Genomic DNA, 25288 nt, shown 5'->3' with positions numbered 1-25288 from the left:
GATCTGATTGTCGCCTGTATACCATGATTGCAGGCCGATTGGCCGAGGTCTAGTTGTAACCGGTTCCCGGCATACCGGGGCGCACGACAAGGGTGGAGAGGGATCATGCTGACATTCAACCGCTTCGGCGCGCGGGCGGCGTTGCTGGCCGGCGCCGCACTGCTGCCGGTCGCCGCCTCGGCGCAGACCACACCGGTCGCACCTGCCGCGACACCGCCGGACGATGCCGCGACCGCGACGACCGACGAGGATGCGCAGGACGTGATCGTCGTCACCGGCACGACCTCGCGCGACCGCCCGCTCATCACCGCTTCGGCCGATATCACGCTCGCCGACCGTGCCGATATCGACCGCCGCGCGCCGCGTTCGACCGCCGACATGCTCGAACTGGTCCCCGGCATCTTCGTCGAAGCGACCGCCGGTGCCGTCTCGAACAACTATTCGGTCCGCGGGCTTCAGGGCGGCGGCCAGCGTTTCGTACAGCTGCAGGAAGACGGTATGCCGATCCTGTACGGCGGCGGCGGTGCCGACTTCTTCTTCGACCAGGACCTGACCATCGATCGCCTCGAAGCGGTCAAGGGCGGGTCGTCGGGCGTGCTGACCGTCAACGGTGCCGGTGCGACGATCAACTTCATCTCGAAGCGCCCGAACTTCAAGGAAGCCGAAGGGGCGGCGCGCGTCACCGCCTATAATTACGGCATGAAGCGCGGTGATTTCTATTATTCGCAGCCGCTGGCCGAAAACCTTGCCTTCAATATCGGCGGCTATGTCCAGTCGAGCCCGGGCGTGCGCGAAAACCCGTTCGACTATGCCGGATGGCGGTTGAAGGGGATGCTCGAATATCGCTTCGACGATGGCGGCTATGCCCGGTTGTCGGCCAAGGGTGGCGATGTCGAGAACGCCTATTACGCGACGATGCCGTACCGCTTCGACGGTGGCGAGATCCGCGGCATTCCGGGGCTCGATACGCAGGACGGCAATGTCGGCGGCGATGCCTTCGCCAATATCGCGGTGCCGGTATCGACCTTCGCGCATCCCGGCGGCTTTCGCGAATTCCGCTATCGCGACGGGATCAAGGCAAAGACCGCGCAGGTGCGCTTCGACATCGAAAAGCCGCTGAGCGACACGATCGACCTGTTCGCACACGCCCGCTATCTGAAATATTCGTACGACTTCAACGGCCTGTTCCCCGGGTCGGGCACGGGGAACGCCGGGCTGACCACCGCGCAGAACTATCTGACGCCGGGTGCCAATTCGCCGATCAACGACCTGCTGACGCTGGGCGCGCGGGCGTTCCCGAACACCGTGCGCTTCGGGATCAAGGACCTACGCACCGGCGTGGTGCTGGGGCAGAACCAGACCGCGGAACTGGGCGCGCTGAACGGCAACGGCTTCCTGCAGCGCACCGTGCTCAACCACGATTATATCGACGGGCGCGACTTCGGCGCGAATGTCGGCGGGCGGTGGGAGGTCGATACCGGCAGCTTCAAGAACTCGCTGACCGCGGGCGCGATGTATTACAACGTGAAGCGTGCGCAGGACCAGTCGGCGACCGCCAGCGTCGTCAACGGCGTGCAGACCAACAGCGACATCTACGACATCGTCGCGCTGGATGCCGGCAACAACGTGATCGGCACGCTGTCGGACAACGGCCTCGTCTCCTATGGCGACTGGGGTGCGGGCATCCGCGACCGCAAGGATTCTGCGGTGTCGCTCTACGTCAACGACGAAGTCGCGTTCGGCAACCTGCGCGTCGATGGCGGCGTACGCTGGGAAAGCGACGACGCGACCGCACGCGACGGCAACGCGCTGGCGGTGAACCAGCCGGTACCCGCCGGTGTCGGCGGGGTGGTGCGCAACGTCGGGTCCAGCTTCGATGGCACCTACACGGTGCGCCAGCGCACGCAGCGCAAGGCATCGTGGACGGTCGGCGCGAACTATCTGCTGACGCCGAACTTCTCGGTCTATGCCCGCTATGCCAACGGGTTCCAGACCAACAATGTCGACCCGATCACCACGATCGAGCTCTACGAAGCGGGCGTCCGTTACCAATATGGGCGCATCTTCTCGGGCTCGGCCACCGTCTTCCGCACCAATTTCGACAACCAGAACTATAATTTCGCCAACCCCTCCAACCCCTCGCAACAGCAAAATCTGAACGCCGATCTGCGGACCAAGGGTGTCGAGATCGATTTCGTGGTGCGGCCGACGACGTGGTTCTCGGTCGACTTCCAAGGTGTGTTCCAGGACCCGCAGCTGCTCAACCTAGAACTCGACGGCGTCGATCAGGGCGCGGCGTTCGAGGGCAATCGCCCCGAACGTACACCGGCGCAGCTGTTCACCATCCTGCCGACGCTGACGCTGCCCAACGGGGTCGGCGATATCTATGCCCGCTACAAGTTCGTCGGCAAGATCTTCGCCGACAACGGCAACGGCATCGCGCTGCCCAGCTATGGCGTGACCGGGATCGGCGTGAACCTGAACCTCAGCCAGCGGGTGCAGCTGAACCTGAACGCCGACAACGTGTTCGACGTGGTGGGACTGACCGAGGGCAATCCGCGGCAGGGGCAGACGCAGGCGATCACCGACGGCTTCTTCTACGCCCGCGGGATCGTCGGCCCGACCTATGGCGGGACGCTGACGTTCCGGTTCTGAACGTCCGGGGGTGCCGTGGCGGACCCATGGCACCCCGATAGTGAAGGGGTTTGGCGCATGAAGACCGTGGTGCGGTGGATGCTGGCCGGCGCGATGCTGGCGGGAACGGGACTGGCGGTGGCGCAGCGGCCGGCAAGGGCGCCCGAGCTCGCCTATCAGCTGACCGAGGGGCAGAACCTCAACGCCTTCGTCCGCGAGGGGCCGGTCGCAGCGCACCTGCTGCTGCGCAACGGCACCGATCCGCGCATCCTCGTCGCGTTTCCGGCGGGCAATAGCGGCGTCGGGCTGTGGTTCCAGAGCGTCGCGCGCGCCGCGACGTGGCGCCTCGAACAGCCGCCGCACCCGACCACCGCGCCCGGTATCGCCGGACCGCAACCGGCGGTGGTCACCATCGCCAGCATCGACGCACCCGAACTGCGCATCAAGCAGGCGGTGCTGTCCAGTATCCGTTTCCTGCGCGATTACCAGTCGGTCGGGCGGTTTCCGAAAGAGGTCGGGGTCGATCCGGTGATCGTCGGCAACAGCATCCGCTGGAGCCGCGCGCGCCTCGACGGCAAGCCCGGTTACCTGCTGCAGGTCCGGCTGTTGTCGGGCAGCGTCCGGAACGGGGCGATCGTCGCCGATGCCGGCCGCCCGATCCGGATGGAGATCACCGCGTCGAGCGGCGAGACGCCGCTGACCGGCCTTGCCCAGAACGAATTGCTCAACGCCCGCGCCGCCAACGATCCCGGTGCGCGCAACGCGCTCCGCTTCCTGAGCTACCGCGAGAAATTCCTCGCCGGGTCGTGGCGGTTCCAGACCTATTTTGGGCGCGACACGCTGATGTCGCTGCGCCTGCTGATGCCGGTGCTGCAACCGCAGGCGATCGAGGCGGGGCTGGGATCGGTGCTCGCGCGGCTCGATGCGCGCGGCGATGTCGCGCATGAAGAGGGCATCGGCGAGTTCGCCGTGGTCGACCGGCGCCAGCATGGCGGCAGCGGCGATGCGGCGGTGCTCGATTATGCGATGGTCGACGACGATTACATGCTGGCGCCGGTCGCGGCGGCCTATCTGCTGGACCACGGCGATGCCGCTACCGCCCGCGCGTTCCTCGACAGGCCGCTGGTCAGCGAAGGCATGCCCGGCACGACCGCACCGGTCGGCAAGGCGCTGGTGCGCAACCTGCGCTTCGTCCTCGATACCGCGCGTCCCTTCGCCGACCGGCCGGACTATGCGCGGCTGATCGCGATCGGGAAGGGCCGGTTGACCGGGCAGTGGCGCGATAGCGAGGAAGGGCTGGGGCGCGGGCGTTATGCCTATGACGTCAATGCGGTGTTCGTGCCCGCCGCGCTGGAATCGGCCGCGCGATTGCTGCGTGCCGGGTTGCTCGACCGCTATCTGACGGCGGAGGACCGTGCCGCCCTGACGCGTGCCGAAGCGATGGCGACCGTCTGGCGCGACCGCGCCCCGGCGATGTTCCGGGTGTCGCTGCCCGCTGCACAGGCCAAGCCGCGGATCGAAGGCTATGCGCGCAGCCTCGGCATTCCTGCCGCGCCGGCGGTGGCGTCGCTCGGCACCGCACCGTTGACCTTCCACGCGATCGCGCTCGACGATGGCGGACGGCCGATCCCGATCGTCAACTCGGACGAAGGCTTCGCGTTGATGTTCGCCGAACCGTCGGCGGCCGATCTCGACACCTATGTCACCGCCGCGATGCGTCCGTTCCCTGCCGGACTGATGACCGATATCGGCATGCTGGTCGCCAATGCCGCGCAGACCGACGCCATGGTGCAGGGGCGCTTCACCCCCGCCGCCTATCACGGCGCGGTGGTGTGGTCGTGGCAGCAGGCGCTGTTCGCCGCCGGGCTGGAGCGGCAACTCGCCCGCCGCGACCTGCCGGCGTCGACCCGCGCGGTGCTGACGCGGGCGCAGGCGACGCTGTGGCGCGCGATCAACGCGACGCGCGCGACGCAGAGTTCGGAGCTGTGGTCGTGGGCCTATCAGGGCGGCCGCTACCGGGTCGTCGCGTTCGGCGCGGGCAAGCAGGACGTCGATGAATCCAACGCCGCACAGCTGTGGAGCACGGTCTATCTGGCGGTGCAGCCGCCGCGGGCGGTGCGGTAACGGTTGATCGGACGACGTCACCCTAGCGCAGCAGCAGAAACGCCGTAACCGTCAGCCGCCCCTCCGCCGGATCGTCGGGCAGTGCCGTATCGGGCGGGATCGCGCCGCTGTGGAGCAGGGCGCTGCGATAGATCACCGCCCGGTTGCTCCGCGCATGGACTGCCGAGAGCTGTTCGAACTGCGCGGTGGAGCCGGCGATATAGGCGGGCGAGGGCGCGTGTTCGCGGACCTCACCTGACACCGCGTCCAGATAACCCGGCGCCCGTGCGGCATCGATCGTCTCGAACCCGGTGGTCCGGTGGCGGTAGAAGGCGGTGCCGCCCTGATCGTCACTCAGGTAGTGGACCAGTGCGATACGCGCCGGGTCGACCGCGTCGAAATGGGGAAGACGTTGTTCAACCGACAGCCGGTCGGGCGGGGTCGTCACGATCGAGAAGCTGGCATCGAGCAGCGCGATTCCGCCGCGATGGCCGAACACCTGCGTCAGCACCGTCGTCAGCGACGGGCGGACCGCGTCGAAATAACCGGGTGGCAGGTCGGCGCGGATGCCGGGATAATGGTTGCGGCCCGGAACGAAGGTGGCGGCAGCGGCGAACCGGCGCAGCGCCTGCGGATCGGGATGGAAGTGATCGACGATTGCGATCGGCTGTCGCTCATCGCCGATCCGCCGCGCGACGATGTCCGGCGGGGTCATGCCGCCCCGATCAGTTGCGCCAGCGCGGCATCGTGCAGCGGCAGCGTCGGCGCAGCGCGTGCGATCACGTCGGCGATCTGACGCACCTGCGCGCGATTGGTCGCCGCGTCGATCGTATCGGCGAGCGGGTTATAGCCGATGGCGTGGATGCCCTGACCGTTCAGCACCGCCAGCCAGCTCGCCTCGCGAAACAGGTCGTCGGGTTCGAGGATCAGCCGTCCCGAGCGACGATATTGTTCCTCGCGCGCGACGAGGGTTTCGGGGAGCGGCATCGTCCGGCAATGCTGCCACAATGGTTCATCGCGGCCGCGAGTCGCGTGATAATGGAGGATCAGGAAGTCCTTGATCCCGTCCATGTCGCGCGCGAACACGGTGTTGAACCGGTCGGCCAGCGCGGGGTCGCAGTTGCGGTCGGGGAACAGCGTCAGCAGCTTGGTGATGCCGCTCTGGATCAGGTGGATGCTGGTCGATTCCAGCGGTTCGAGGAACCCCGACGCCAGCCCGATCGCCACGACATTGCCGCGCCATGGCCGCCGCCGGGTGCCCGCAGTGAAGCGCAGGAAGCGCGGTTCGGCCAGCGCTTCGCCATCGAGATTGCCGAGCAGCGTCGCCGCGGCTTCGTCGTCGGACAGATAGTGGCTCGCATAGACATAGCCGTTGCCGGTGCGATGTTGCAGCGGGATGCGCCACTGCCACCCGGCCGCCCGCGCGGTGGAGCGGGTATAGGGCGTGGTCTCGGCCACCCGCGCGCACGGCACCGCTACTGCCCGGTCGCACGGCAGCCAGTGCGACCAGTCCGCATAGCCTTCGCCCAGCGCCTCGCCGATCAGCAGCGCGCGAAAGCCCGAGCAGTCGATGAACAGGTCGCCCGCGATCCGATCGCCGCGGTCGGTCGTCAGCAGGCGCACGAAGCCGCTCTCGCCGTCGCGCTCGACATGGTGCAGCATCCCTTCGATCCGCGTCACGCCCGCCGCTTCGCTCAACCGGCGTAGATAGGCGGCGTACAGCCCGGCATCGAAATGATAGGCATAGCCCAAGGTCGACAGGATCGAGCGGGCATCGCCGGCCGGTTTGGCGAACCGGCCCTGCGCCGCCAGTTGCGCCGCCAGCGACAGCGCGGGCAGGGGCACGTCGAGCCCGTCTGCCTGCGCCTTCAACCAGCGATGGTGGAAGGCGACACCGGGCAGCGCCGCACCGAACTGACCGAAGGGATGGAAATAGCGATGGCCGGGCGCGGTCCAGTCGACGAACTCGATGCCCAGCTTGAACGTCGCCCGGGTCGCGCGCAGGAATTCGCCCTCGTCGATGCCGACCAGTTCGTTGAACCAGTGGATCGTCGGAATCGTCGCCTCGCCGACCCCGACCGTCCCGATCGCTTCGGATTCGAGCAGCATGATCGCGACGCTATCGCCGAAACTGCGCGACAGCGCCGCCGCCGTCATCCACCCGGCGGTCCCTCCTCCCAGAATGACGACCCGTCGGATTCGGTCCGGTGCTTCCATGGGCCGATGCTAGCCCGCGCGCCGGGCGTTGAGAACCGCGAAGCGCGGACGCGTGGCATGACAAGCCGATCCTGCTCGGCTAGGGCAGGGGCGTGCTTCGCCTCCGCCGCCTTATCCTGACGCATAACGCATTGGCAGTGTTCGCGATTTGCGTCGCGCTGCTGATGAAGGCGCTGATACCCGCGGGGTTTATGCCCGCGATCGTCGACGGCCGCTTCGTCATCGCGGTGTGTTCCGGTACGGGGCCGGTCGTGGCACCGCCGTCGATGGCCGGAATGCCGGGCATGGCGGCGCATCATGGCGGGCACGACCGGCATGGCGAACAGCATGACAACAAGCCGCAGCCCTGCGCCTTTGCCGGGCTCCAGTCGCCGTCGCTGGCGGCGGCGGACCCGGTCGTACTGGCGATCGCGGTCGCCTTCGTCCTCGCGCTTGGGTTGCGCATCGTCGTGGCGCTCCCTGCGGCGCTCCCCGCCCATCTCCGTCCGCCGCTGCGCGGGCCGCCCGTTACCGCCTGATCCCGTCCGGTCCGCGTCGCCTTCGTGCGCGCGTGCCGACACCTGCCGCAGCCCCCCACAATCCCGCCGATCCGGGCGGGGCGCGGGGCTGCGTCGCGATCATCAGGGGTAGTTTCATGAAATCCTTTCTGGCCGCATCGACGGCCATGCTCTGCCTTGCGCCGTTCGCGCAGGCGCAGGCGCAGGACGGCGCGGAGCGTCGCACCGGGCAACGCGACGAGACGATCGTCGTCACCGGTACCAAGAACGCCGAATTCGGCAGCAAATCGGGCATTCCGCTCGACCGGGTGCCGCAGGCTATCCAGGTCCTCGACGACGAGGAATTGATCGAGCGCGGGGTGCGCAGCGTCGGCGACGCGTTGCGCGCGGTGCCGTCGGCCAATGTCGGGGGCAGCCGCGTGTCGCGTTACCAGAGCTTCGGCCTGAAGATCCGCGGGTTCGTGGCGGACCAGATGCGCAACGGCATCCGCCAGCGTTACTATGAGGACGTCGACGCCTCCGCGCTGTCGAACATCGCGCGGATCGAGGTGCTGAAAGGACCGTCCGCGGTGCTGTACGGCCAGTCGGGGGTCGGCGGCATCCTGTCGATCGTCACCAAGCAGCCGACCGATCGCGCACAGGCGACACTCGCGCTGACCGGCGGCATGTACGGACAGAAGATGGCGACGGTCGATGTGTCGACCCCGATCACCGATACGCTGGGCATTCGTATGACCGGGGAGGTCGAGCGGTCGGGCACCTTCGTCGACTATCAGGCGATGGACCGCGAGAATGTCGGCGTCACGCTGGCATGGCGGCCGAGTGCCACGGTATCGGCGCATCTGGTCGCCGAATATGTCCGCCGCACCACCGCCAACAATCCGGGGCTGCCGGTGGTCGGCACGGTACGCGGCAACGGCGTCGGCACGGTGCCGCGCGGCGCGTTTCTGGGCGAGCCGAACTTTACCGACCTCGTCGCCGACGCGCCGTTGATCCAGGCATGGGTCGCGTTCGACATGGGCGCGGGCTGGGCGCTGACCCCGCGCTTCCAATATTCGGAGTTCAACACCTCGCTCGATCAGGTGCGCTTGCTCGCACCCGTCAGCGGCCAGCCGACACGCATCCAGCGCAACGGACGGCGCGGGCGCGAGGCGGATCGCTATTATATCGCGCAACTCGACCTGACCGGCCATGCGACGACGCTGGGCATCGACCACACGGTGTTGTTCGGGATCGAACACAGCGCCGAGCGCCCGACCTTCCGCCAGTTCGATATCGCCCCAGGCGATATCGCGCCGATCGACGTGCTGAACCCGGTCTACAGCTACGCGACCCGCGCCCCCCGGCTGGCGTTCAGCTTCTACACGCAGGGCAAGGTCGACGGCTTCGCAGCCTACGCGCAGGACCAGATCGCGCTGACCGACGCATGGCAGGTGGTCGCCGGGGTACGGCATTCCTCGTTCGACTATGACAATCGCCGCACCACGCCGGGCGGCACGACTCGCGACGCCGACACCATCGCCAACACGACATGGCAGCTGGGTACGACGCTGCGGCTGGGAAGCGGCTGGTCGCTGTTCGGCGGCTATAACAAGGGGTTCGATATCGACCCCGTCGTCGGATCGCGCAGCCGCGACGGATCGCCGTTCCGCCCCGAAACCTCCGATCAGGTCGAGGCCGGGTTGCGGCTGACCCGCGACCGGCTGCGCGCCAGCCTGTCCGCCTTCCGCATCCGCCGCAACGACGTCGCGGTCACCGATCCGGTCGACGCGAATTTTCAGGTACAGGAGGGGCAGTTGCGGGTGCAGGGCGTCGAGGTCGAGGGCGAATGGATGCCGGTCGACGGCTGGTGGCTGCAAGGCGGCTATGCCTATCTCGACGGACGGGTCACGCGGACGACGACGCCCGCGCTACAGGATGCGCGGCTGGGCGATACGCCTGAACATACCGCCACGGCAGCGACGCGGATCGCGCTGGGGCCGGTCGAGTTGCGCGGCGGTGCCTATTTCGTCGGGCAACGACGGCTGGTGAACGGCAGCGCGGTCGTGCTGGACGATTACACCCTGTTCGACCTGGGGCTGGGGACCAGCATCGGTGCCGTGCGGATCGATGCCGCCCTGACCAATGTCGCCGATGCCACCTATTACACCGCCAATGGCGGCGCGAACTTCGTCTATCCGGGCGATCCGCGCACGCTGTCGGTCCGCCTCGGCTATGCGCTGGGAGGGCGGCGATGAGCGATCCGCGGCTGTATCGCACGATCTGGCGCTGGCATTTCTATGCCGGGCTGATCGTCGCGCCGTTCCTGCTGATCCTGAGCGTGACCGGCGCGATCTATCTGTTCAAGGATGAGCTGAACGACGCGCTGATGCCGGAATTGCAGATCGTCGCGCCGGTCGCCACGCCGGTCGCACCGTCGCGGATGATCGCGGCGGCGGTCGCGTCGGTGCCGGGGGTGCCGACGCGGATCGACCTGCCCGACGCGTCCGACCGACCCGCCAAGGTGTGGATCGATGCCGCCACCGGCGAACCGCGGCAGGTGATGGTCGATCCGGCAGCGGGGCGGGTGCTGGGCAGCTATGTCTATACCCATACGCTGGTCGGGTTCGCCGATGTGATGCACGGGTCGCTGACCTTCGGGCCATGGGGCGATGCGGTGGTGGAGCTTGCCGCCTGCTGGGCGCTGATGCTGATCGCGTCGGGGCTGTTCCTGTGGTGGCCGCGCGGGCGGCGGTCGCTGGCGGGCGTGGTGTGGCCCCGGTGGCGCGCGCGCGGGCGGATGTTCTGGCGCGACCTGCATGCGGTGACGGGCGTATGGAGCGTCGCGCTGATTGCGTTCCTGTTGCTGACCGGACTGCCATGGGCGGTGGTGCAGGGGCCGCTGGTCCGCGGCGCCTTTACCGCGCTGGGGATCGGCAACGAAGCGGCGCGCTTCGGCCATGTCGCGCCGCAGAGCAGGCCGATGGGCGCCCTGGGTGGGATGCCATGGAGCCAGGAGGCGATGCCAATGGCGGCATCCGACCCGGCACATGCCGGCCATGGCGGCGGGGCTGCGCATGCGGCGATGCCCGATCCTGCCGCCGTCGCCAGGACCGATGCCATCGCCGCGAAGGCGCAGGCGGCGGGGATCGTCGGCGGCTATCGCCTGTACCTGCCGTCCGGACCCGCCGGCATCTACACCGTGCTGGTGTCGCCGCGCCATCCGGAGGGGCAGCGGACGTTGCAATATGATCGCTGGTCGGGGCGGCTGCTGGGCGAGAACGGCTGGAATCGCTACGGCATCGGCGCGAAGGCGGTCGAGCTGGGCGTGCAGATACACATGGGCCGCTATTTCGGGCTGCCCAACCAGTTGCTGATGCTGTTCCCCTGCATCGCGATCGTGCTGCTGGTGGTCAGCGGGGTGACGATGTGGTGGCGCAGGCGACCCAAGGGGCGGCTGGCCGCGCCGCCACCGGTCAGCGGCGCGCGACTGCGCGGGGCGATCACGCTGCTGGTGGTGGCGGGCGTCGTGCTACCGCTGTTCGGGGCGTCGCTGCTGGTGTTGGCGATGGTCGACAGGATCGTGGTGGCGATCCGGCGGCCGGCGATGGCCTGACGCCGGTCATTCCACCGGTGCGAGCGTCCGCCGGTCGACCACCACCCAGCGCCGCGCCGCATCGCCGCCCCTGGCGGTCGCCGCCGCGCGCAGCCGCGCGGTGGTCGGGGCGTCATGGTCCATCCACAGCCGCACGCCGCCCGAATGGAACAGCATCGGCCAGTCGCTGCCGCTGTCGCCCGCGACCAGCATCGGGCGGCGCACCGGGTCGATATAGGCCTGGATCGCGGCGACCTTTCCCTCCTGCCACGGCAGCGGCGACCACAGCGTCGTGCTCGGCACCAGCCGCGCGCGGTTCGCCCAATAGCCGGGCCGCATCGCGGTGCCGGCGGCGATATCGCGGCGGGCGGTCGATGGCGTGCCGTCGGACCCGGACAGCAGCATCGACGTGCCGATCACCCGTTCGGGCGGGATCGACAGGCCGTAGCGTGGGTCGGAGGCGACCATGCGCACCACTTCCTCCTGCGACGCGCTGACGACATAGACCGCCACGCCTTTCGCCTGCAGCGCGCCGATCAGCGCGCGTTGCGCGGCGTAGACGCGCGGTGCCTCGATCGTTTCCGTCACCGTCTTGCCGTCGCGGACATAGCGGACCGGGATCGGCCCGCGATGGGCGAGCAGCGCGTCGAACCGCTGCTTTAGTACCCCGAGCGGCTGGCCGGCAAAGACCTGCGCGCTCCATGGCAGGCACAGCTTCGCATCGAAGTCGCACAGGCGGCGATAATAGCCGTACAGCGTCTCGCCGGGCAGGACAGGGATCGGGCGCAGCGCGGGGTCGAGCGTCGCGATCGACAGCCAGCCGCGCTGTTCGAAAAAGGCGATGCCGGCCTCTTCGATATCGCTGCTCCACAGCGTGCCGTCGGCGTCGAACACGGCATAGTCGCCGGGCCGGGCGGCGGCGACCGCGCGGTCGAGATCGGCCTGCGCCGGGGCGGGCCACGCGCCGGCCAGCGCCAGCGCGATCAGGGGCAGGGCGGCCATCAGGAGATGCTTTCGACGAAGGGATCGCTGACGCTCGCCCGGCCGGGGCGGTCGTGCCGCCCAGCAAGGCGGCGGCGCCAGCCGGGCGCAGCAGAGTGGGTCAGGGTGACGTCGTACCAGCCGAGCGCGTGGTCGAGCGACCAGCGATGGCGGCCGGGCGTCAGCGCCTCTTCCGACGCGCCGCCGCCGGGGGCGAGGCGCCGGACACGCAGGCCCGGATCGCCGCGCGGCACGGTGAGGGTCAGGCCGGGGTCGCCGACCGTCCAGACGACGGGTGGCACCGCTTCGTCCCGCTGTCCGGCCAAATGCCGGTGAAAGCCGTTCGGCCCCAGCACCCACAAATCGTAGCGTCCGCCGGCGTCGTAGCGCCACTGCGCCTCGATCCGGTCGCCTGCGCCGACGACATACCGGCGCGGCGGCTGGTCGAGCGCGGTGCGATCATAGACATGGAACACCGCGCCCGCGCCATCGGCGGCGAAGCGCAGCGCGAGGCCGTCGGGCAGCAGGCGTTCGGTGACGTCGAGGCGATAGGGCAGTGGGCGCGAGCGGCGGACGCCGGCCTCCTGCCATGGCGCGGCGGGCGTCGCGGGTGCGTCTGGGCTGATCTGTCCCTTCAACGCGGCGGCGCGGCGGGCGTCGGCGGCGGGATCGGGCAACGGCGGCGTTGCGGTATTACGTCCGGCGAAATCGAACGCGCTGGTCAGGTCGCCGCAGACCGCGCGACGCCACGGCGCGATGTTCGGTTCGTGGATACCGAACCGCGCCTCGAGAAAGCGGATCACCGACGTGTGGTCGAAGGTCTGCGAATTGACCCATCCGCCGCGGCTCCATGGCGACACGACATAGAGCGGCACGCGGGGGCCGAGACCGTAGGGGCGACCGCGATAGGCGGGCAGGTCGATCGCGGCATCGCCGCTGCTCGGAATGTCGTGCCATGCGCCGGTGAGGTCGACGGTCGACCCGCCGAGCAACTCGCCGCCGCTCCCCCGGGATGGCGGCGCGGGCGGGGGCATATGGTCGAAGAACCCGTCATTCTCGTCGAACATCACCAGCAGCACGGTGCGCGCCCACACCTTCGGATCGGCGGTCAGCGCGTCGAGGACGCGCGCGGTATAGTCCGCGCCCTGTGCCGGGCTCGACGGCCCCGGATGTTCCGATCCGGCGGCGGTGGCGATGACGTAGGACACTTGCGGCAGTCGCCCGGCGAGGACATCGGCCTTCAGCATCTCCGGCCCGCGGGTGGTGAGCGCGCGGTCCTTCAGCACCGGATCGCCGCGCCCGGCATGGGCGTCGCGGAACGCCGCGAAGCCGGCCAAAGGATTGTCGGTGAAATTGTCGGCCATGTCCTGATAGATGCGCCAGTCGACCCCGGCGGCCTGCAACCGCTCGACCGTGGTCGTCCAGCGATAGGGATCGGCGGCGCCGCCCTGTTCGACGAAATTATCGTGCGAATTGCCGATCGCCGGGCCGCCTTGTCGCCCGGCGGGATCGTTGGTGCCGCTCCACAGGAACAGCCGGTTGGTGTTGGTCCCGGTCTGCACCGCGCAGTGATAGGCGTCGCAGAGCGTGAAGGCCTCGGCCAGTGCGAACTGGAAGGGCAGGTCGCCGCGACGGTAATGACCCATCGCGCGCGGATGCTTGGCCTCGGGCCAATGCGCCATGCGGCCTTCGTCCCACGCGCGCTGCGCGTCGGGCCAGCTGTGCGGCGTGCCCTCCATCCGCATCAGTTCGAACTGTTTTGCGGTGTCGAGGTGGAAGGGGGCAATGGTGCGCGGGCCGTGTGCGCCGGTGCGGTCGGTCTGTTGCCAGACATTGCCCGCCACGGTCGGTACGGGAAAGCGGTCGCCAAAGCCGCGCACGCCGCGCAACGTCCCGAAATAATGGTCGAAGCCTCGATTCTCCTGACACAGGATCACGACATGCTCGACATCGGCGATGGTGCCGCTGCGCCGATCAGGGGCGATCGCCGCGGCACGCGCGATCGACGCCGGCAATGCCGCCGCGCCGGCAAGGGCGGCACCGGTGGACAGGAGGGTGCGGCGCGACAGATCGACCATGGGAATCTTGTCATCCTTATCGTCGTCTCCGCGCAGGCGGGGACCCATATGCGCCGACGTAGCGGATCAATGCGAAACGTCGGCGGCAATGGATCCCCGCCTGCGCGGGAATGACGAAGGTTCGTACGTTAGAAGTCGAACGTCAGCGCGGCCGTGACGGTGCGCGGCGTGCCGAGGAACGCCGACCCGCCATCGGCCCCGGCCAGATAGCGACGATCGGTCAGGTTGGTCGCCTGCACCGTCAGCGCCATCCCCTTCATCACCGCGTTCACCTGCCCCAGGTCGACCCCGGCATAGGCGTCGACGGTGGTGAAGCCGGGCGCGGTCGCCGTCCCGTCGCTGCCGATGAAGCGGTCGCCGACAAATTTCGCCGCGCCGCCGACCTTGAAGACGCCATGGACGTAATTGGCCGCCGCGACCCACATGTTGCGCGGGGAATTGATGACCTGCCGCCCCGGCGTGACGCCGATATCAGCATCCTGCGCGGCGTTGCCGGTGCCGAGATAGGTGGCGTGGTTGTAGGTATAGTTGCCCGACAGCGTCAGCCCCTGCGTCACGCGATAGGCGAGCGCCGCCTCGATCCCCCGGCTCTTGATGCCGCCGACGTTCAGATAGACGCTGTCCTGTTCCTCCAGATAATCGATGCCGGTGACGAGGTTGGCCGAGATCGACTGGATGCGGTTGCTGAACTTGATGTCGTAGGCGGTGAGCGACGCCTTCACCCGACCGGTCGAATAGCGCGCGCCGATTTCGAGGTTGTTGGCGGTTTCGGGCTTGATCCGGGCAATCACCTCGCGCGGTTCGCCGAGCGGTCCGTTGCCGATCGCGGCGAAGTTCTGCGAATAGCCGGCGAACGCCTCCAGCCCGTCGATCGGCGCGTGATAGACGATGCCGGTCGAGATCAGCGGGCGGCTGTTCGAATGCAGTTCGGTCACGGCGCGGTCGTTGAGCAGCTCGGCACGACGCTGGTCGAGGAAGAACTGCTTCACGCCGAACCGCGCGGTCAGCGGACCGAAGGTGACCGCGTCCTCGACATAATACATCAGTTCGTCGAGGTCGTAGTCGGTGCTGAACTGCTGGTAATAAGGCTTGCCGTCGAACGCCGGGCCGACCAGCGCATTGGTCACCTTGTGCCAGTCGCGCAACTGGTTCGCGCGGCCGCGTTCCCACCACAGCCCGCCGCGCAGCGTATTCTCGATCCCGCCAAAGTCATGCGTCCAGGCGGCATCGGCGGTCAGGCCGCCGCGGTCGTTTTCGTAATGCGTATGGCGATACGACATGACCGGGGTCGATCCTGCCGCATAGCAGCTGGCCGAATATTCGGCCGGGACCAGCGCCGTGCCCTGACAGCCGGTCAGGAACGTCGCCTTCGCACCGGTCGGCGTCACGAAATAATAGCGGCCGAGATTGCCGCCGCCGATCATGGTCGGCTGGCTGCCGGTGAACTCGCTCTCCGGATTGCCGGTGCCGTCGTTGCGCACATCGACCAGATACGGCGGCGCAAAGTCGCCGCGCCCGCGCATCCGGTGATAATAGCCCGCGCCCGACAGCTTCACTTCGCCGAGATCGGTTTCGGCACGCAGATAGCCGAACAGGTTGCGCCGCAATGCGCGCGAGGTCGAGCGATAGCCCTGATCGATGTAGGGAATGCCGGTCCAGTTGTCGGTATAGGCATCGTGGTTCGGATCGTTGGCGAACATTTCCGGGCTGACCGAACCGAATTCGGCTTCGTCGGCATCGTCATAGCTGACCCAGCCGGTCAGCTTCACCCGGTCGATCCGGCTGACGAACTTGGCATCGAGATGGTCGCGGCGGGTTTCGCCCGATCCGCCGATCCAGTCCTTCACGCGCGACGTGGAGGCGCTGACGAACGCGCGGGTGTCGCCGGCGAACTGGCCGGTGTCGACGCGGCCATAAATCTTGCGCGCGCCGAAATCGCCGCCGGCCAGCGTGAAGCGGTAGCGCCGGTCGAGCGTCGGGTCGCTGGTAACGTAATCGAGCGTGCCGCCCAGCGCCTCGTTCGAGCGCGACGAGATATCGGCGGTACCTTGCGACACGATCACGGTCTTCAGGTCGAGCACTTCGAGATAGCGGTTGGCGCGCGATCCGCCGCCATAGCCCGATCCGCCATTGGGCAGGCCGTCGATGGTCGATCCGATCTGCTGGCCGCCACCGCCGCCCGAACTGAAGCCGCGGATGCTGATCGAGGTCGCCCAGTCGGACGAGCCGAACGCATCGCCCTCCGCCACGAACACGCCGGGCAGTTCCTTGATAACGTCGTTGACGCTGGTCAGCGCCGATTGCCGGTCGAGCATCGGCTCGGTCACCTGCGTGTTGGCGAAGGTCGTCGCCTTGCCGGTCACGACGATCTCGCCGCCCGATCGCGTGTCGTCCTGTCCCGTGCCGCCCGACTGGTCGGTCGTTGCCGCATCGGCCGGGGCGGTCTGCGCCTGGGCGTGCGTCGTCATCGCCGCGATCGCAAGGATCGCCGCACCCGTCATCCACTTCATGCTGTCTCCCCTGCGGCGTCGCCGCACGTTCCCGGCCGCTGTCGGCCCCCGGCCGTGCCTCTGGCAGCAGACGATGACATGTGTGTGACTATTGATGATTCGTTTGCGTTATTCGTGTGAAACTAGCGGAGGAGTGTGGCATGTGATCGTCACATCCACAATTGAACATCATTTCTCGTGGGTATATTGACCGAAAAACCACGTTCCTGACACCAGCGTGGCGATGGCGAGCAGCGTTCCGGTCGCCAGTGTCGCACTGGCGAAGAAGTCCAGCCAATGCGCGCGGTCCTCCGCCAGTTCGCGCAGCAGCAGCAGCGCGACGCTGCCGACATAGCCGAACGAATCGGCGACATAGATCAGGAAGCCGGCATTGCCGGGCGATCGGCTGAGCGACATCATCCGGTCGAACAGCACCGCACTGAACGGCGCATAGGCGCTGTAGATGCCGATGCCGACCAGCACCATCCACGCGACCGGCCCGACCGCGCCCAGCCGGAACGCCAGCGTCGCCGCGCACAGCGTGACCGCGCCGAACAGGATCGCGGCATGGATCGCCAGCATCGCGCGCACATTGCTGCGCACCATCGCCAGCAGCGCGAGGCCGGCCAGCACGACGATCGTCACCGGAATTTCGGTGAGCGAAAAGATCGCTGCGGGCATGCCGGTGCCCAGCTCGCTCCACAGTTCGGCGGCGAAATTGTCGCGGAAATCGCGCAGCGCGGCGAGGATGGTATAGCCGGTGACCAGCGCCGCCAACGGCACGGCATGAGTCCGCAAATAGGCATGGCGCGCGGTGCGGTCCATCGCCACCCGCTCGCCGCGTTCGGCCCGGTCGCGGGCATCGGGCGGCGGCGTGCGGGCAAGCACCGCCAGCGCCACGACCAGCACCGGCGCGAACAACAGCCCGGCGACGGCCGGCATCCAGAAGGGCGATACGCCATGCTGCACCAGCAGCGCGCCGGCGGTCTTGGTCGCGCCCGACGACAGGATGAAGCTCGCGGTCAGCATCGCCGCCAGCAATTCCGACACCCGCCGCCCCTCCAGATAGCGGAAGACGAGGCCCCAGATCATGCCGAGCGGCAAGCCGTTGAGGAACAGGCACAGCGGCCCGAACCGCGCGGGCAGCAGCGCGAAGCCGAGCAGCGCTATCCATGACGCGCCGACCAGCGACAGGATCAGTCGCGCCCGCCGGTCGCTGGCATGTTCGGCGACGATCTTCACGCCGAGCATCTTCGACAGCGCATAGCCGATCGCCTGCGCGATGATCAGCGTCGCCTTGTAATCCAGTCCCGCCAGCAGCATCGGCTGGTCGGCAAAGGCGACCGCCATCACCGGTTTGCGAAAGGCATACATCGCAAAATAGACGCAGAACGCGGCCAGCCCCGCTGCGAGCAACGTCGAACGGGAAGGGGCGGGCGTCGGCAAGGTCTGGCAATCGCTACGAAACAGGCCGCGCCGTATCGCGGGGATATGTCGGTTCGATGACCCGGGGGAGGCCGCCTTGCCCATTCCCTGTGCTCGACGTCGCACCCAGCGCAGGCGGGGGCGGACGCCGCGGCCGAGCTTTCCGGCGTACCCCCGCGCAGGCGGGGGTCCAGAGCCAAACAGCTCGACGGTTACGTATGGTACCGTGGACCCCCGCCTGCGCGGGGGTACGTCCAGTGAAGTGGCGGCCCCCGAACGGCGGGGTAAGTTCCGACGAACCATGTCAGCCCGACACCGCCCTTGGCACGCCCCCGGCTACGCCCCATCTCCCTCGCATGGCCCTTGCCCGCTGGATCACCCCGCACCCGACCGGCATTCACCTGCCTGCGATCGATGTCTGGATCGACCCGTCCGAACCGGTCGCGCGCGCGCTGGTGACGCATGGCCATGCCGACCACGCGCGGGGTGGGCACGGGCAGGTATGGGCTACGCCCGAAACGCTGGCGATCATGGCGACGCGCTACGGTCCGCAGAACGGCGTGCCCGTCGCGTATGGCGAAAGCGTGCGGATGGGTGACTATGACATCGCGTTCGTCCCCGCCGGCCATGTGCTGGGATCGGCACAGATCGTATTGGACCATGGCGGCGAACGCGTGGTGGTGTCGGGCGATTACAAGCGCCGCGCCGACCCGACCTGCGCGGCCTTTCAGCCGGTGCCGTGCGACGTGTTCGTGACCGAGGCGACCTTCGGCCTGCCGGTGTTCCGCCATCCCGAGACGCGCGACGAGATCGAAAAACTGCTCGCGGCGCTCAGGATGGAGCCCGAACGCTGTGTGCTGGTCGGCGCCTATGCGTTGGGCAAGGCGCAACGGGTCATTGCCGAAGCGCGAGCGATGGGGTTCGACGATCCGATCTACCTGCACGGCGCGATGCAGCGGCTATGCGACCTCTATGTCGAACTGGGCGTCGACCTGGGCGAATTGCGTCCCGTAGCGGGGGCGACGAAGGCGGAGTTGCAGGGGCGGATCATCGTCGCGCCGCCGTCCGCACTGGGCGACCGCTGGTCGCGGCGCCTGCCCGACCCGATCACGGCGATGGCCAGCGGCTGGATGCGGGTACGCCAGCGCGCACGGCAACGTGGCGTCGAACTGCCGCTGATCCTGTCCGATCATGCCGACTGGGACGAACTGACCCAGACGCTGACCGAGATCGCGCCGAAGGAAGTGTGGGTGACCCACGGCCGCGAGGATGCACTGGTACACTGGTGCATGACGCGGCAGATCAAGGCGCGGGCGCTCGATCTGGTCGGGTTCGAGGATGAGGATGATTGAGTGGGGCGTACTGCAGGTATTCCGGGTCAGAAGACGCTTCTGCCTAGTAGCGGTCGCGTGAAGCCACGGGGCTGTCGGCGCTGCTTCAATACGGGCCTTCGACAAGCTTGGTCCCTGCGCAGCACGAATGGTTCCACGCAAAGTCTACACCCAAGAGATCGCAGCCTTCGCAGGATGGCGGGCGTTCCGAAGCGACCGGGGCGTGCCGCCAGCGCATAGGACAAGGACGTGTCGGGACCTCCGCCGCGCCTGCCGCATACGTCATCCCAGCGCAGGCTGGGATCTTCCAATTACGAAGCGCGTGCCTAGCCGCGAACGACCCCAGCCTTCGCCGGGGTGGCGATATGCAGAATGTCGTCGTCACCAGCCCATAAGCCGCAGGATCGTGCGCGTTGCAGCGTCCGTTAAAACAAGTTGCGCCATCGGAGCGGCACTGGCCCTAATCGATCACAGCGACGAAACATCCCGGTCCCCCGGGAAATGCCGTCCGACTCAGAACCGGAACGCGGTACCCACATAGACCGCCTGGCTTTCGCGGCGATCGGGCGCGACGCGCAGCATCCGCTCGCGATCGGTGCGGGCGCGTGCGCCGGCGGTCACGTCGAGGTTGCGGGTCAGCTTGTACGACCCGCCCGCATCGAGCGAATAGCCCGACGTGTCGGTGATCATCTTCGGCTGGTCGATCGAAGCGTGATCGACATTGGCGGTCACGCGGCCGCTGAGCTTGCGCGGCGTGTAGGGAATGCCCAGTGCCAGCGGATCGCGGGTGCCCGGCTGGCCGAGGTCGAGCCGGGTCAGATCGCCCGACAGCGCCATGCGCTTGAGGCCCGATGCCATGCCCAGATTATAGGCGACGGGGTTCAGCGCCGGCATCGTCGTGACCGCGGCGACGCGGTCGGTCGGGCGTTCGGCCTGCAACGTGGCGCTGCGCACCGCGACCTTGATCGCGCGGCTGCCGATCACGGTGCCTTCGGACGGCGTGAACTGAAATCCGGTCGGGTTGAGCGCGGTGCGCGACAGGGCCGCTGCGAGTCGCGGATCGGCCGAGGCGGGGGTGAACGACCCGAAACCGCCCAGCGGCATCTGGCCCATGTCGATACGCTTCAGGACGCGCGGCGCGCGCTGTTCCTGCGCGAACAGGGCAGGCGACGCACCAAGTCCGGCGGCGAGCATTGCCCCCAGTCCGATACCAGCCAAAATCCTGCGACCCGTCATGTTTTTCCTCACTCCCCGCTAATGGCGCTAACACGATTCGGTTGCCTGTATCCACCGCATCCGGTCGCTTTCCCCGCCAGTGTTGCATCGAACCCACATATTTGTCGGACCAACTTTGCACCCCGCATGGAACCCCCACGCACCAACCCGCTTGCCGGGTCCGCGCCACCTCCTATAGAAGCGGCGCGAAATGCCATGTTGGCCTGTAGTCAAGGAACCGCCGATGAACCGCCCGCTGCTGATCGCGTTGCTGGCAACGCTTGCCCTGCCGATGGCCGCGTGCAGCGGGGGCAAGGGGCGCGTGTCGGGCGACCTTGCCGCGTCGAAGGTGACGACGATCGGCGTGAACAGCTATCTGTGGCGCGCCAGCCTCGACACGCTGTCGTTCATGCCGCTGACCCAGACCGATTCGAACGGCGGGGTCATCGTCACCGACTGGTACGTCAATCCGGCCACGCCGACCGAGCGGACCAAGGTGACGGTCACGATCCTCGACCAGGACCTGCGCGCCGATGCGCTGCGCGTCGCGGCGTTGCGTCAGGTGAATCAGGGCGGTCAGTGGATCGAGGCGCCGGTCGCCGCCGCCACCGTGCAGAAGCTGGAAGACATCATCCTCACCCGTGCGCGCGACCTGCGCCGTGGTGCGGTCACGGGCTGATTCGACGACCATGACTCCGCGTTTTTCGCCGGCCGAGGCCGATGCCCGCTGGCAGGCCGCATGGGACCAGGCGCAAACTTTCGTCGCCGACGACCACTCGTCCAAGCCCAAACGCTATGTGCTGGAGATGTTCCCCTACCCATCGGGGCGCATCCATATGGGGCACGTTCGCAACTATACGATGGGCGACGTGCTGGCGCGGTTCCTGCGGATGACCGGCCATGAAGTGCTCCACCCGATGGGGTGGGACGCGTTCGGCATGCCGGCCGAAAATGCGGCGATGGAAAAGAAGGTCCATCCGGGCCAGTGGACCTACGCCAATATCGCCGCGATGAAGGCGCAGCTGAAGCGCCTGGGCCTCGCGTTCGACTGGTCGCGCGAGTTCGCGACCTGCGATCCCGACTATTACGGGCACGAACAGGCGCTGTTCCTCGAACTGCTCAAGGGCGGCCTAGTCTATCGCAAGGAATCGGCGGTCAACTGGGACCCGGTCGACATGACCGTGCTGGCCAACGAACAGGTGATCGACGGGCGCGGCTGGCGGTCGGGTGCGCTGGTCGAGAAGCGCAAGCTGTCGCAGTGGTTCCTGAAGATCACCGACTTTGCCGACGACCTGCTCGCCGGGCTCGGCAGCCTCGACCAATGGCCCGACAAGGTCCGGCTGATGCAGGAGAACTGGATCGGCAAGTCGGAAGGGTTGCAATTCGCCTTTTCGCCGGTCGCGCCGTTCGACCAGGGAATCGAAGTCTATTCGACGCGTCCCGACACGATCTTCGGCGCGAGCTTCGTCGCGATCGCCGCCGATCATCCGATCGCGCGGGCGCTGGCCGAGGGTAACGCCGAAGCCGCCGCCTTCATCGAGCTGTGCAAGCAGGGCGGGACCACCGCCGCCGAGCTGGAAACCGCGGAAAAGTTGGGCTTCGATACCGGCTATCGGATGCGGCATCCGTTCGGCGCGGGCGTCGAACTGCCGGTCTATATCGCGAACTTCGTACTGATGGACTATGGCACCGGCGCGGTGATGGGCGTGCCGGCGCACGACCAGCGCGACCTCGATTTCGCACGGAAATACGGCCTCGACGTCCGCCGCGTCGTTGCCGATGGCGAGACGGTCGATCCGGTGTTCGAAGGCACCGACGCCTATACCGGGCCGGGCAAGCTAGTGAACTCCGACTTCCTGAACGACATGGACGTCGCCGCCGCCAAGCGCGCGGTGATCGACCGGGCCGAAGCGGGCGGCTGGGGCAAGGGCACGACGGTGTGGCGGCTGCGCGACTGGGGCGTCAGCCGCCAGCGTTACTGGGGCACGCCGATCCCGATCGTCCATTGCGACGCGTGTGGCGTGGTGCCAGTCCCGACCGAGCAACTGCCGGTGAAGCTGCCCGACGACGTCTCGTTCGACATTCCGGGCAACCCGCTGGATCGTCATCCTACGTGGAAGCATGTCGATTGTCCGGCGTGTGGCGCTCCGGCGCGGCGCGAGACCGACACGCTCGACACCTTCGTCGATTCGTCATGGTATTTCATCCGCTTCGCCAGCCAGCCGGATGACAAGCCGTTCGACCGGGCGGTGGCGGAAAGCTGGCTGCCGGTCGGCCAGTATATCGGCGGGGTCGAACATGCGATCCTTCACCTGCTGTACGCGCGGTTCTGGACGCGGGCGCTCAACCATGTCGGGCTGATCGATTTGAAGGAGCCGTTCGCCGGCCTGTTCACGCAGGGCATGGTGACGCACGAGACGTATCAGGTGAAAGTCCCGCTGGCGCAGGGCGATCAGCAGCCGGTCAACAAGCAGTACGCATCGCCTGCCGAGATCGAACGCCGTCCCGGAGGGGTGTTCCTGAAAGGGACCGAAGTTCCGATCGAAGTCGGCCGCGTCGAGAAAATGTCGAAGTCGAAGAAGAATACGGTCGATCCCGAACCGATTCTCGATCGCTACGGCGCCGATGCCGCGCGCTGGTTCATGCTGTCCGACAGCCCGCCCGAGCGCGACCTGCCGTGGAGCGAAGCCGGCATCGAAGGCGCCGAACGCTTCGTCAAGCGCGTGTGGAAGCTGATCGCCGCGCACGAGGCCGGCGGCACCAGCCCGACTGCACTGACCCGCATCGTCCATCGCACCATCGCCGGCGTCGCCGACGACATTACCGCGTTGCAGTTCAACAAGGCGGTGGCCAAGCTCTACACGCTGTTGGGCGAGGCGGAGAAGGCGAAGGGCATGTCGGATGCCGACATGGACGCGCTGCTGCTGCTGATCAGCCCGATGATCCCGCATCTGGCGGAAGAGGCATGGTCGCAATTGGGCCGTCCCGGCCTGATCGCCGATGCCGCCTGGCCGTTGGTCGATGCCGCGATGCTGATCGATGCCGAATCGACGATCGCGGTGCAGGTCAACGGCAAGCTGCGCGACACCATCGTTCTGCCCAAGGGCGTGGCGAAAGAGGATGCCGAGGCCGCCGCGCTGGCGAGCGAGAAGATCGTCCGCGCGCTGGAGGGCAAGGCACCGCGCAAGATCATCGTCGTGCCCGACCGTCTCGTGAACATCGTCGCATGATCCGCGCCGCCGTCCTCGCCACTGCACTGCTGCTCGGTGGCTGTGGCCTGCGTCCGCTCTACGCCGGGGGCGAGGGCGGGGTGGTGCGCCAGACGCTGTCGGGCGTCGAGGTCGCGCCGATCGCCGGACAGAATGGCTGGTTGATGGCCAACGCCTTGCGCGACCGGCTGCGCGCCGAGGGGCCGGCGCGCTACCGCCTCGAAATCCGGCTCGACGACGATATCACCGGCCTGGGCGTGCGGCGCGACGATTCGATCACGCGCGAGCGGCGGACGCTGCGCGCGCGCTATCAGCTGATCGACCTGTCGAACGGCGCGGTGACGCTCGACGCGACGGCGGGGTCGGATGCCGGCATCGACGTGGTGCGGTCCGAATATGCGACGATCGCGGCGGAGCGCACCGCGCTCGAACGGCTGTCGGTGATCGTCGCCGACCAGATCGTGACCCGGATCGCGGTGACGCTGCCCAAGAACGGCTCGTGAAGCTCCGGCCCGAGCAGGTCGCGGCCAAGCTCGACCGGCCCGGCCCCGATATCCGGCTCTACCTGTTCCACGGCCCCGACACTGCGGGTGCGCTGGCGCTGGCCGCGCGGCTGGCAAAGGGCGTGGGCGAGGGGGCCGAACGCGTCGACATGGACGGTGCGATGCTGAAGAGCCGCCCCGGCCTGCTCGCCGACGAAGCCGCGTCGCTGTCGCTGTTCGGCGATGCCCGCTGCATCCGCGTGACGGGCATGGGCGAGGAGTCGGTCGAGGCGGTGACGTTGCTGCTGAACGCCGAGCGGGCCGGCAATCCGGTCGCGGCGATCGCGCCGACCGTCAAGGGCACGTCGAAGCTGGTGAAGCTGGTCACCGCGTCGCTGAACGCAGTCGCGGTCGCCTGCTACGTGCCCGATGCGGCGCAGGCGGCGAAGCTGGCGGTGACGATGGCGCGCGACCATGGCTTGCGGCTGCTGGGCGACGTGCCCGACCGACTGGCGGCAGTGACGGCAGGCGACCGCGCGGTGCTGGCGAGCGAGATCGAGAAGCTGGCGCTGTATCTCGACGCCTCACCCGAACGGCCGCGCGATGCCGATGGCGAGGCATTCGATGCGATCGGCGCGTCGATCGCCGATGCGGAGCTGGGGGGGATCGTCAGTGCGATGATCGCGGGCGACGCGGCGGCTGCGGCGCTGCCCGAAATGCCCGGGGGGGCGATCCCGCTGCTGCGCGCGGTCGCCCGGCGGCTATTGTCGCTGGCCGAGATGCGCGGCGATATCGACGATGGCGAGAGCGTCGACCGGGTGATGGAGCGCCACCGCGTGTTCTTCAAGGAACAGCCCGCGACCGCACAGGCGCTGCGCCGCTGGGATGCGCCCCGGCTGGCGCGCGCGCTGGAGCGAATCCGCGATGCCGAACGCGCCGCACTTTCGGGCAGCGGCCTTGGCGAAGTGATGACCGCCGCCGAAGCGATCGCCATCGCGCGGGCGGCGGCGCGGGGACGATAAAAGCATTTGCGCGAGGCTCCGGGCGCTGCTA

Annotated in this window: 17 protein-coding genes; 10 read left to right on the top strand and 7 right to left on the bottom strand. The window is 67.9% G+C overall.

Annotation, left to right across the window (positions count from 1 at the left end; all coding sequences use genetic code 11):
• Positions 1-105 precede the first annotated feature (105 nt).
• Positions 106-2655 (top strand): TonB-dependent receptor domain-containing protein, encoded by a 2550-nt coding sequence (locus MF610_RS13520; protein ID WP_242197695.1) that lies wholly within the window; start codon positions 106-108, stop codon positions 2653-2655.
• A gap of 57 nt (positions 2656-2712) precedes the next feature.
• Positions 2713-4758, top strand: coding sequence for a hypothetical protein (locus MF610_RS13515; protein WP_242197692.1), 2046 nt, complete (start codon positions 2713-2715; stop codon positions 4756-4758).
• A gap of 22 nt (positions 4759-4780) precedes the next feature.
• Here the strand turns inward: MF610_RS13515 and MF610_RS13510 are convergent, their stop codons facing one another.
• Both MF610_RS13510 and MF610_RS13505 read right to left on the bottom strand, forming a co-directional pair.
• On the bottom strand, positions 4781-5452 hold the full coding sequence (locus MF610_RS13510) for a DUF6445 family protein (protein WP_242197689.1): 672 nt from the start codon (positions 5450-5452) through the stop codon (positions 4781-4783).
• Positions 5449-6954 (bottom strand): tryptophan halogenase family protein, encoded by a 1506-nt coding sequence (locus MF610_RS13505; protein WP_277924121.1) that lies wholly within the window; start codon positions 6952-6954, stop codon positions 5449-5451. Before MF610_RS13505 ends, MF610_RS13510 begins: the two co-directional genes overlap by 4 nt.
• A 92-nt stretch (positions 6955-7046) precedes the next feature.
• Here MF610_RS13505 and MF610_RS13500 point away from each other — a divergent pair, with 92 nt between their 5' ends.
• The 3 genes from MF610_RS13500 (at position 7047) to MF610_RS13490 (ending at position 11046) form a co-directional block, all read left to right on the top strand.
• Positions 7047-7472 (top strand): DUF2946 family protein, encoded by a 426-nt coding sequence (locus MF610_RS13500; protein ID WP_242197684.1) that lies wholly within the window; start codon positions 7047-7049, stop codon positions 7470-7472.
• 116 nt (positions 7473-7588) lie between these two features.
• On the top strand, positions 7589-9688 hold the full coding sequence (locus tag MF610_RS13495; RefSeq protein WP_242197681.1) for a TonB-dependent receptor: 2100 nt from the start codon (positions 7589-7591) through the stop codon (positions 9686-9688).
• Positions 9685-11046 carry a PepSY-associated TM helix domain-containing protein gene (locus MF610_RS13490; protein WP_242197677.1) on the top strand — a complete coding sequence of 454 codons (1362 nt, stop codon included), beginning with the start codon at positions 9685-9687 and terminating at the stop codon, positions 11044-11046. The genes MF610_RS13495 and MF610_RS13490 overlap by 4 nt, the downstream gene beginning before the upstream one ends.
• A gap of 6 nt (positions 11047-11052) precedes the next feature.
• On the opposite strand, the gene MF610_RS13485 is transcribed toward MF610_RS13490, so the two are convergent.
• From MF610_RS13485 to MF610_RS13470, 4 genes are all read right to left on the bottom strand, one after another.
• Positions 11053-12027 (bottom strand): HAD family hydrolase, encoded by a 975-nt coding sequence (locus MF610_RS13485; protein ID WP_242197674.1) that lies wholly within the window; start codon positions 12025-12027, stop codon positions 11053-11055.
• Positions 12027-14084, bottom strand: a complete 2058-nt coding sequence (locus tag MF610_RS13480; RefSeq protein ID WP_242197671.1) for a phosphocholine-specific phospholipase C — start codon at positions 14082-14084, stop codon at positions 12027-12029. The genes MF610_RS13485 and MF610_RS13480 overlap by 1 nt, the downstream gene beginning before the upstream one ends.
• A gap of 128 nt (positions 14085-14212) precedes the next feature.
• Complete coding sequence (locus MF610_RS13475) at positions 14213-16594, bottom strand: TonB-dependent receptor domain-containing protein (protein ID WP_242197668.1); 2382 nt, start codon at positions 16592-16594, stop codon at positions 14213-14215.
• Positions 16595-16762: 168 nt separating this feature from the next.
• Complete coding sequence (locus MF610_RS13470; protein ID WP_242197665.1) at positions 16763-18019, bottom strand: DUF5690 family protein; 1257 nt, start codon at positions 18017-18019, stop codon at positions 16763-16765.
• Positions 18020-18354: 335 nt separating this feature from the next.
• Between MF610_RS13470 and MF610_RS13465 the strand changes: the two genes are divergently transcribed.
• Positions 18355-19350, top strand: a complete 996-nt coding sequence (locus MF610_RS13465; RefSeq protein ID WP_242197662.1) for a ligase-associated DNA damage response exonuclease — start codon at positions 18355-18357, stop codon at positions 19348-19350.
• A gap of 492 nt (positions 19351-19842) precedes the next feature.
• Here the strand turns inward: MF610_RS13465 and MF610_RS13460 are convergent, their stop codons facing one another.
• Positions 19843-20565, bottom strand: a complete 723-nt coding sequence (locus MF610_RS13460) for a hypothetical protein (protein WP_242197659.1) — start codon at positions 20563-20565, stop codon at positions 19843-19845.
• Positions 20566-20788: 223 nt separating this feature from the next.
• On the opposite strand from MF610_RS13460, the gene MF610_RS13455 reads away from it, so the two are divergent.
• The 4 genes from MF610_RS13455 to holA are packed head-to-tail and all read left to right on the top strand — an operon-like array spanning position 20789 to position 25257.
• Complete coding sequence (locus MF610_RS13455) at positions 20789-21223, top strand: DUF3576 domain-containing protein (protein WP_242197656.1); 435 nt, start codon at positions 20789-20791, stop codon at positions 21221-21223.
• Positions 21224-21233: 10 nt separating this feature from the next.
• Entirely contained in the window at positions 21234-23774 is a 2541-nt protein-coding gene (gene leuS / locus MF610_RS13450; protein ID WP_242197652.1) for a leucine--tRNA ligase, read from the top strand.
• The gene (gene lptE, locus MF610_RS13445; RefSeq protein ID WP_242197649.1) at positions 23771-24256 is read left to right on the top strand and encodes an LPS assembly lipoprotein LptE; all 486 of its coding nucleotides are present in this window, start codon (positions 23771-23773) and stop codon (positions 24254-24256) included. The genes leuS and lptE overlap by 4 nt, the downstream gene beginning before the upstream one ends.
• Entirely contained in the window at positions 24253-25257 is a 1005-nt protein-coding gene (gene holA / locus MF610_RS13440; RefSeq protein ID WP_242197646.1) for a DNA polymerase III subunit delta, read from the top strand. The genes lptE and holA overlap by 4 nt, the downstream gene beginning before the upstream one ends.
• Positions 25258-25288 lie beyond the last annotated feature (31 nt).

This window comes from Sphingomonas hankookensis (genome assembly GCF_022664465.1).
GTDB classification, from domain to species: domain Bacteria; phylum Pseudomonadota; class Alphaproteobacteria; order Sphingomonadales; family Sphingomonadaceae; genus Sphingomonas; species Sphingomonas hankookensis.
This window is presented reverse-complemented; position numbering and strand designations above follow the sequence as displayed.

Excerpts from the sequence above, each read along its gene's own strand:
- MF610_RS13520 (WP_242197695.1), top strand. The coding sequence starts at position 106 with ATGCTGACATTCAACCGCTTCGGCGCGCGGGCGGCGTTGCTGGCCGGC.
- MF610_RS13515 (WP_242197692.1), top strand. The coding sequence starts at position 2,713 with ATGAAGACCGTGGTGCGGTGGATGCTGGCCGGCGCGATGCTGGCGGGA.
- MF610_RS13510 (WP_242197689.1), bottom strand. The coding sequence starts at position 5,452 with ATGACCCCGCCGGACATCGTCGCGCGGCGGATCGGCGATGAGCGACAG.
- MF610_RS13505 (WP_277924121.1), bottom strand. The coding sequence starts at position 6,954 with ATGGAAGCACCGGACCGAATCCGACGGGTCGTCATTCTGGGAGGAGGG.
- MF610_RS13495 (WP_242197681.1), top strand. The coding sequence starts at position 7,589 with ATGAAATCCTTTCTGGCCGCATCGACGGCCATGCTCTGCCTTGCGCCG.
- MF610_RS13490 (WP_242197677.1), top strand. The coding sequence starts at position 9,685 with ATGAGCGATCCGCGGCTGTATCGCACGATCTGGCGCTGGCATTTCTAT.
- MF610_RS13485 (WP_242197674.1), bottom strand. The coding sequence starts at position 12,027 with ATGGCCGCCCTGCCCCTGATCGCGCTGGCGCTGGCCGGCGCGTGGCCC.
- MF610_RS13480 (WP_242197671.1), bottom strand. The coding sequence starts at position 14,084 with ATGGTCGATCTGTCGCGCCGCACCCTCCTGTCCACCGGTGCCGCCCTT.
- MF610_RS13475 (WP_242197668.1), bottom strand. The coding sequence starts at position 16,594 with ATGAAGTGGATGACGGGTGCGGCGATCCTTGCGATCGCGGCGATGACG.
- MF610_RS13465 (WP_242197662.1), top strand. The coding sequence starts at position 18,355 with ATGGCCCTTGCCCGCTGGATCACCCCGCACCCGACCGGCATTCACCTG.
- MF610_RS13460 (WP_242197659.1), bottom strand. The coding sequence starts at position 20,565 with ATGACGGGTCGCAGGATTTTGGCTGGTATCGGACTGGGGGCAATGCTC.
- MF610_RS13455 (WP_242197656.1), top strand. The coding sequence starts at position 20,789 with ATGAACCGCCCGCTGCTGATCGCGTTGCTGGCAACGCTTGCCCTGCCG.
- leuS (WP_242197652.1), top strand. The coding sequence starts at position 21,234 with ATGACTCCGCGTTTTTCGCCGGCCGAGGCCGATGCCCGCTGGCAGGCC.
- lptE (WP_242197649.1), top strand. The coding sequence starts at position 23,771 with ATGATCCGCGCCGCCGTCCTCGCCACTGCACTGCTGCTCGGTGGCTGT.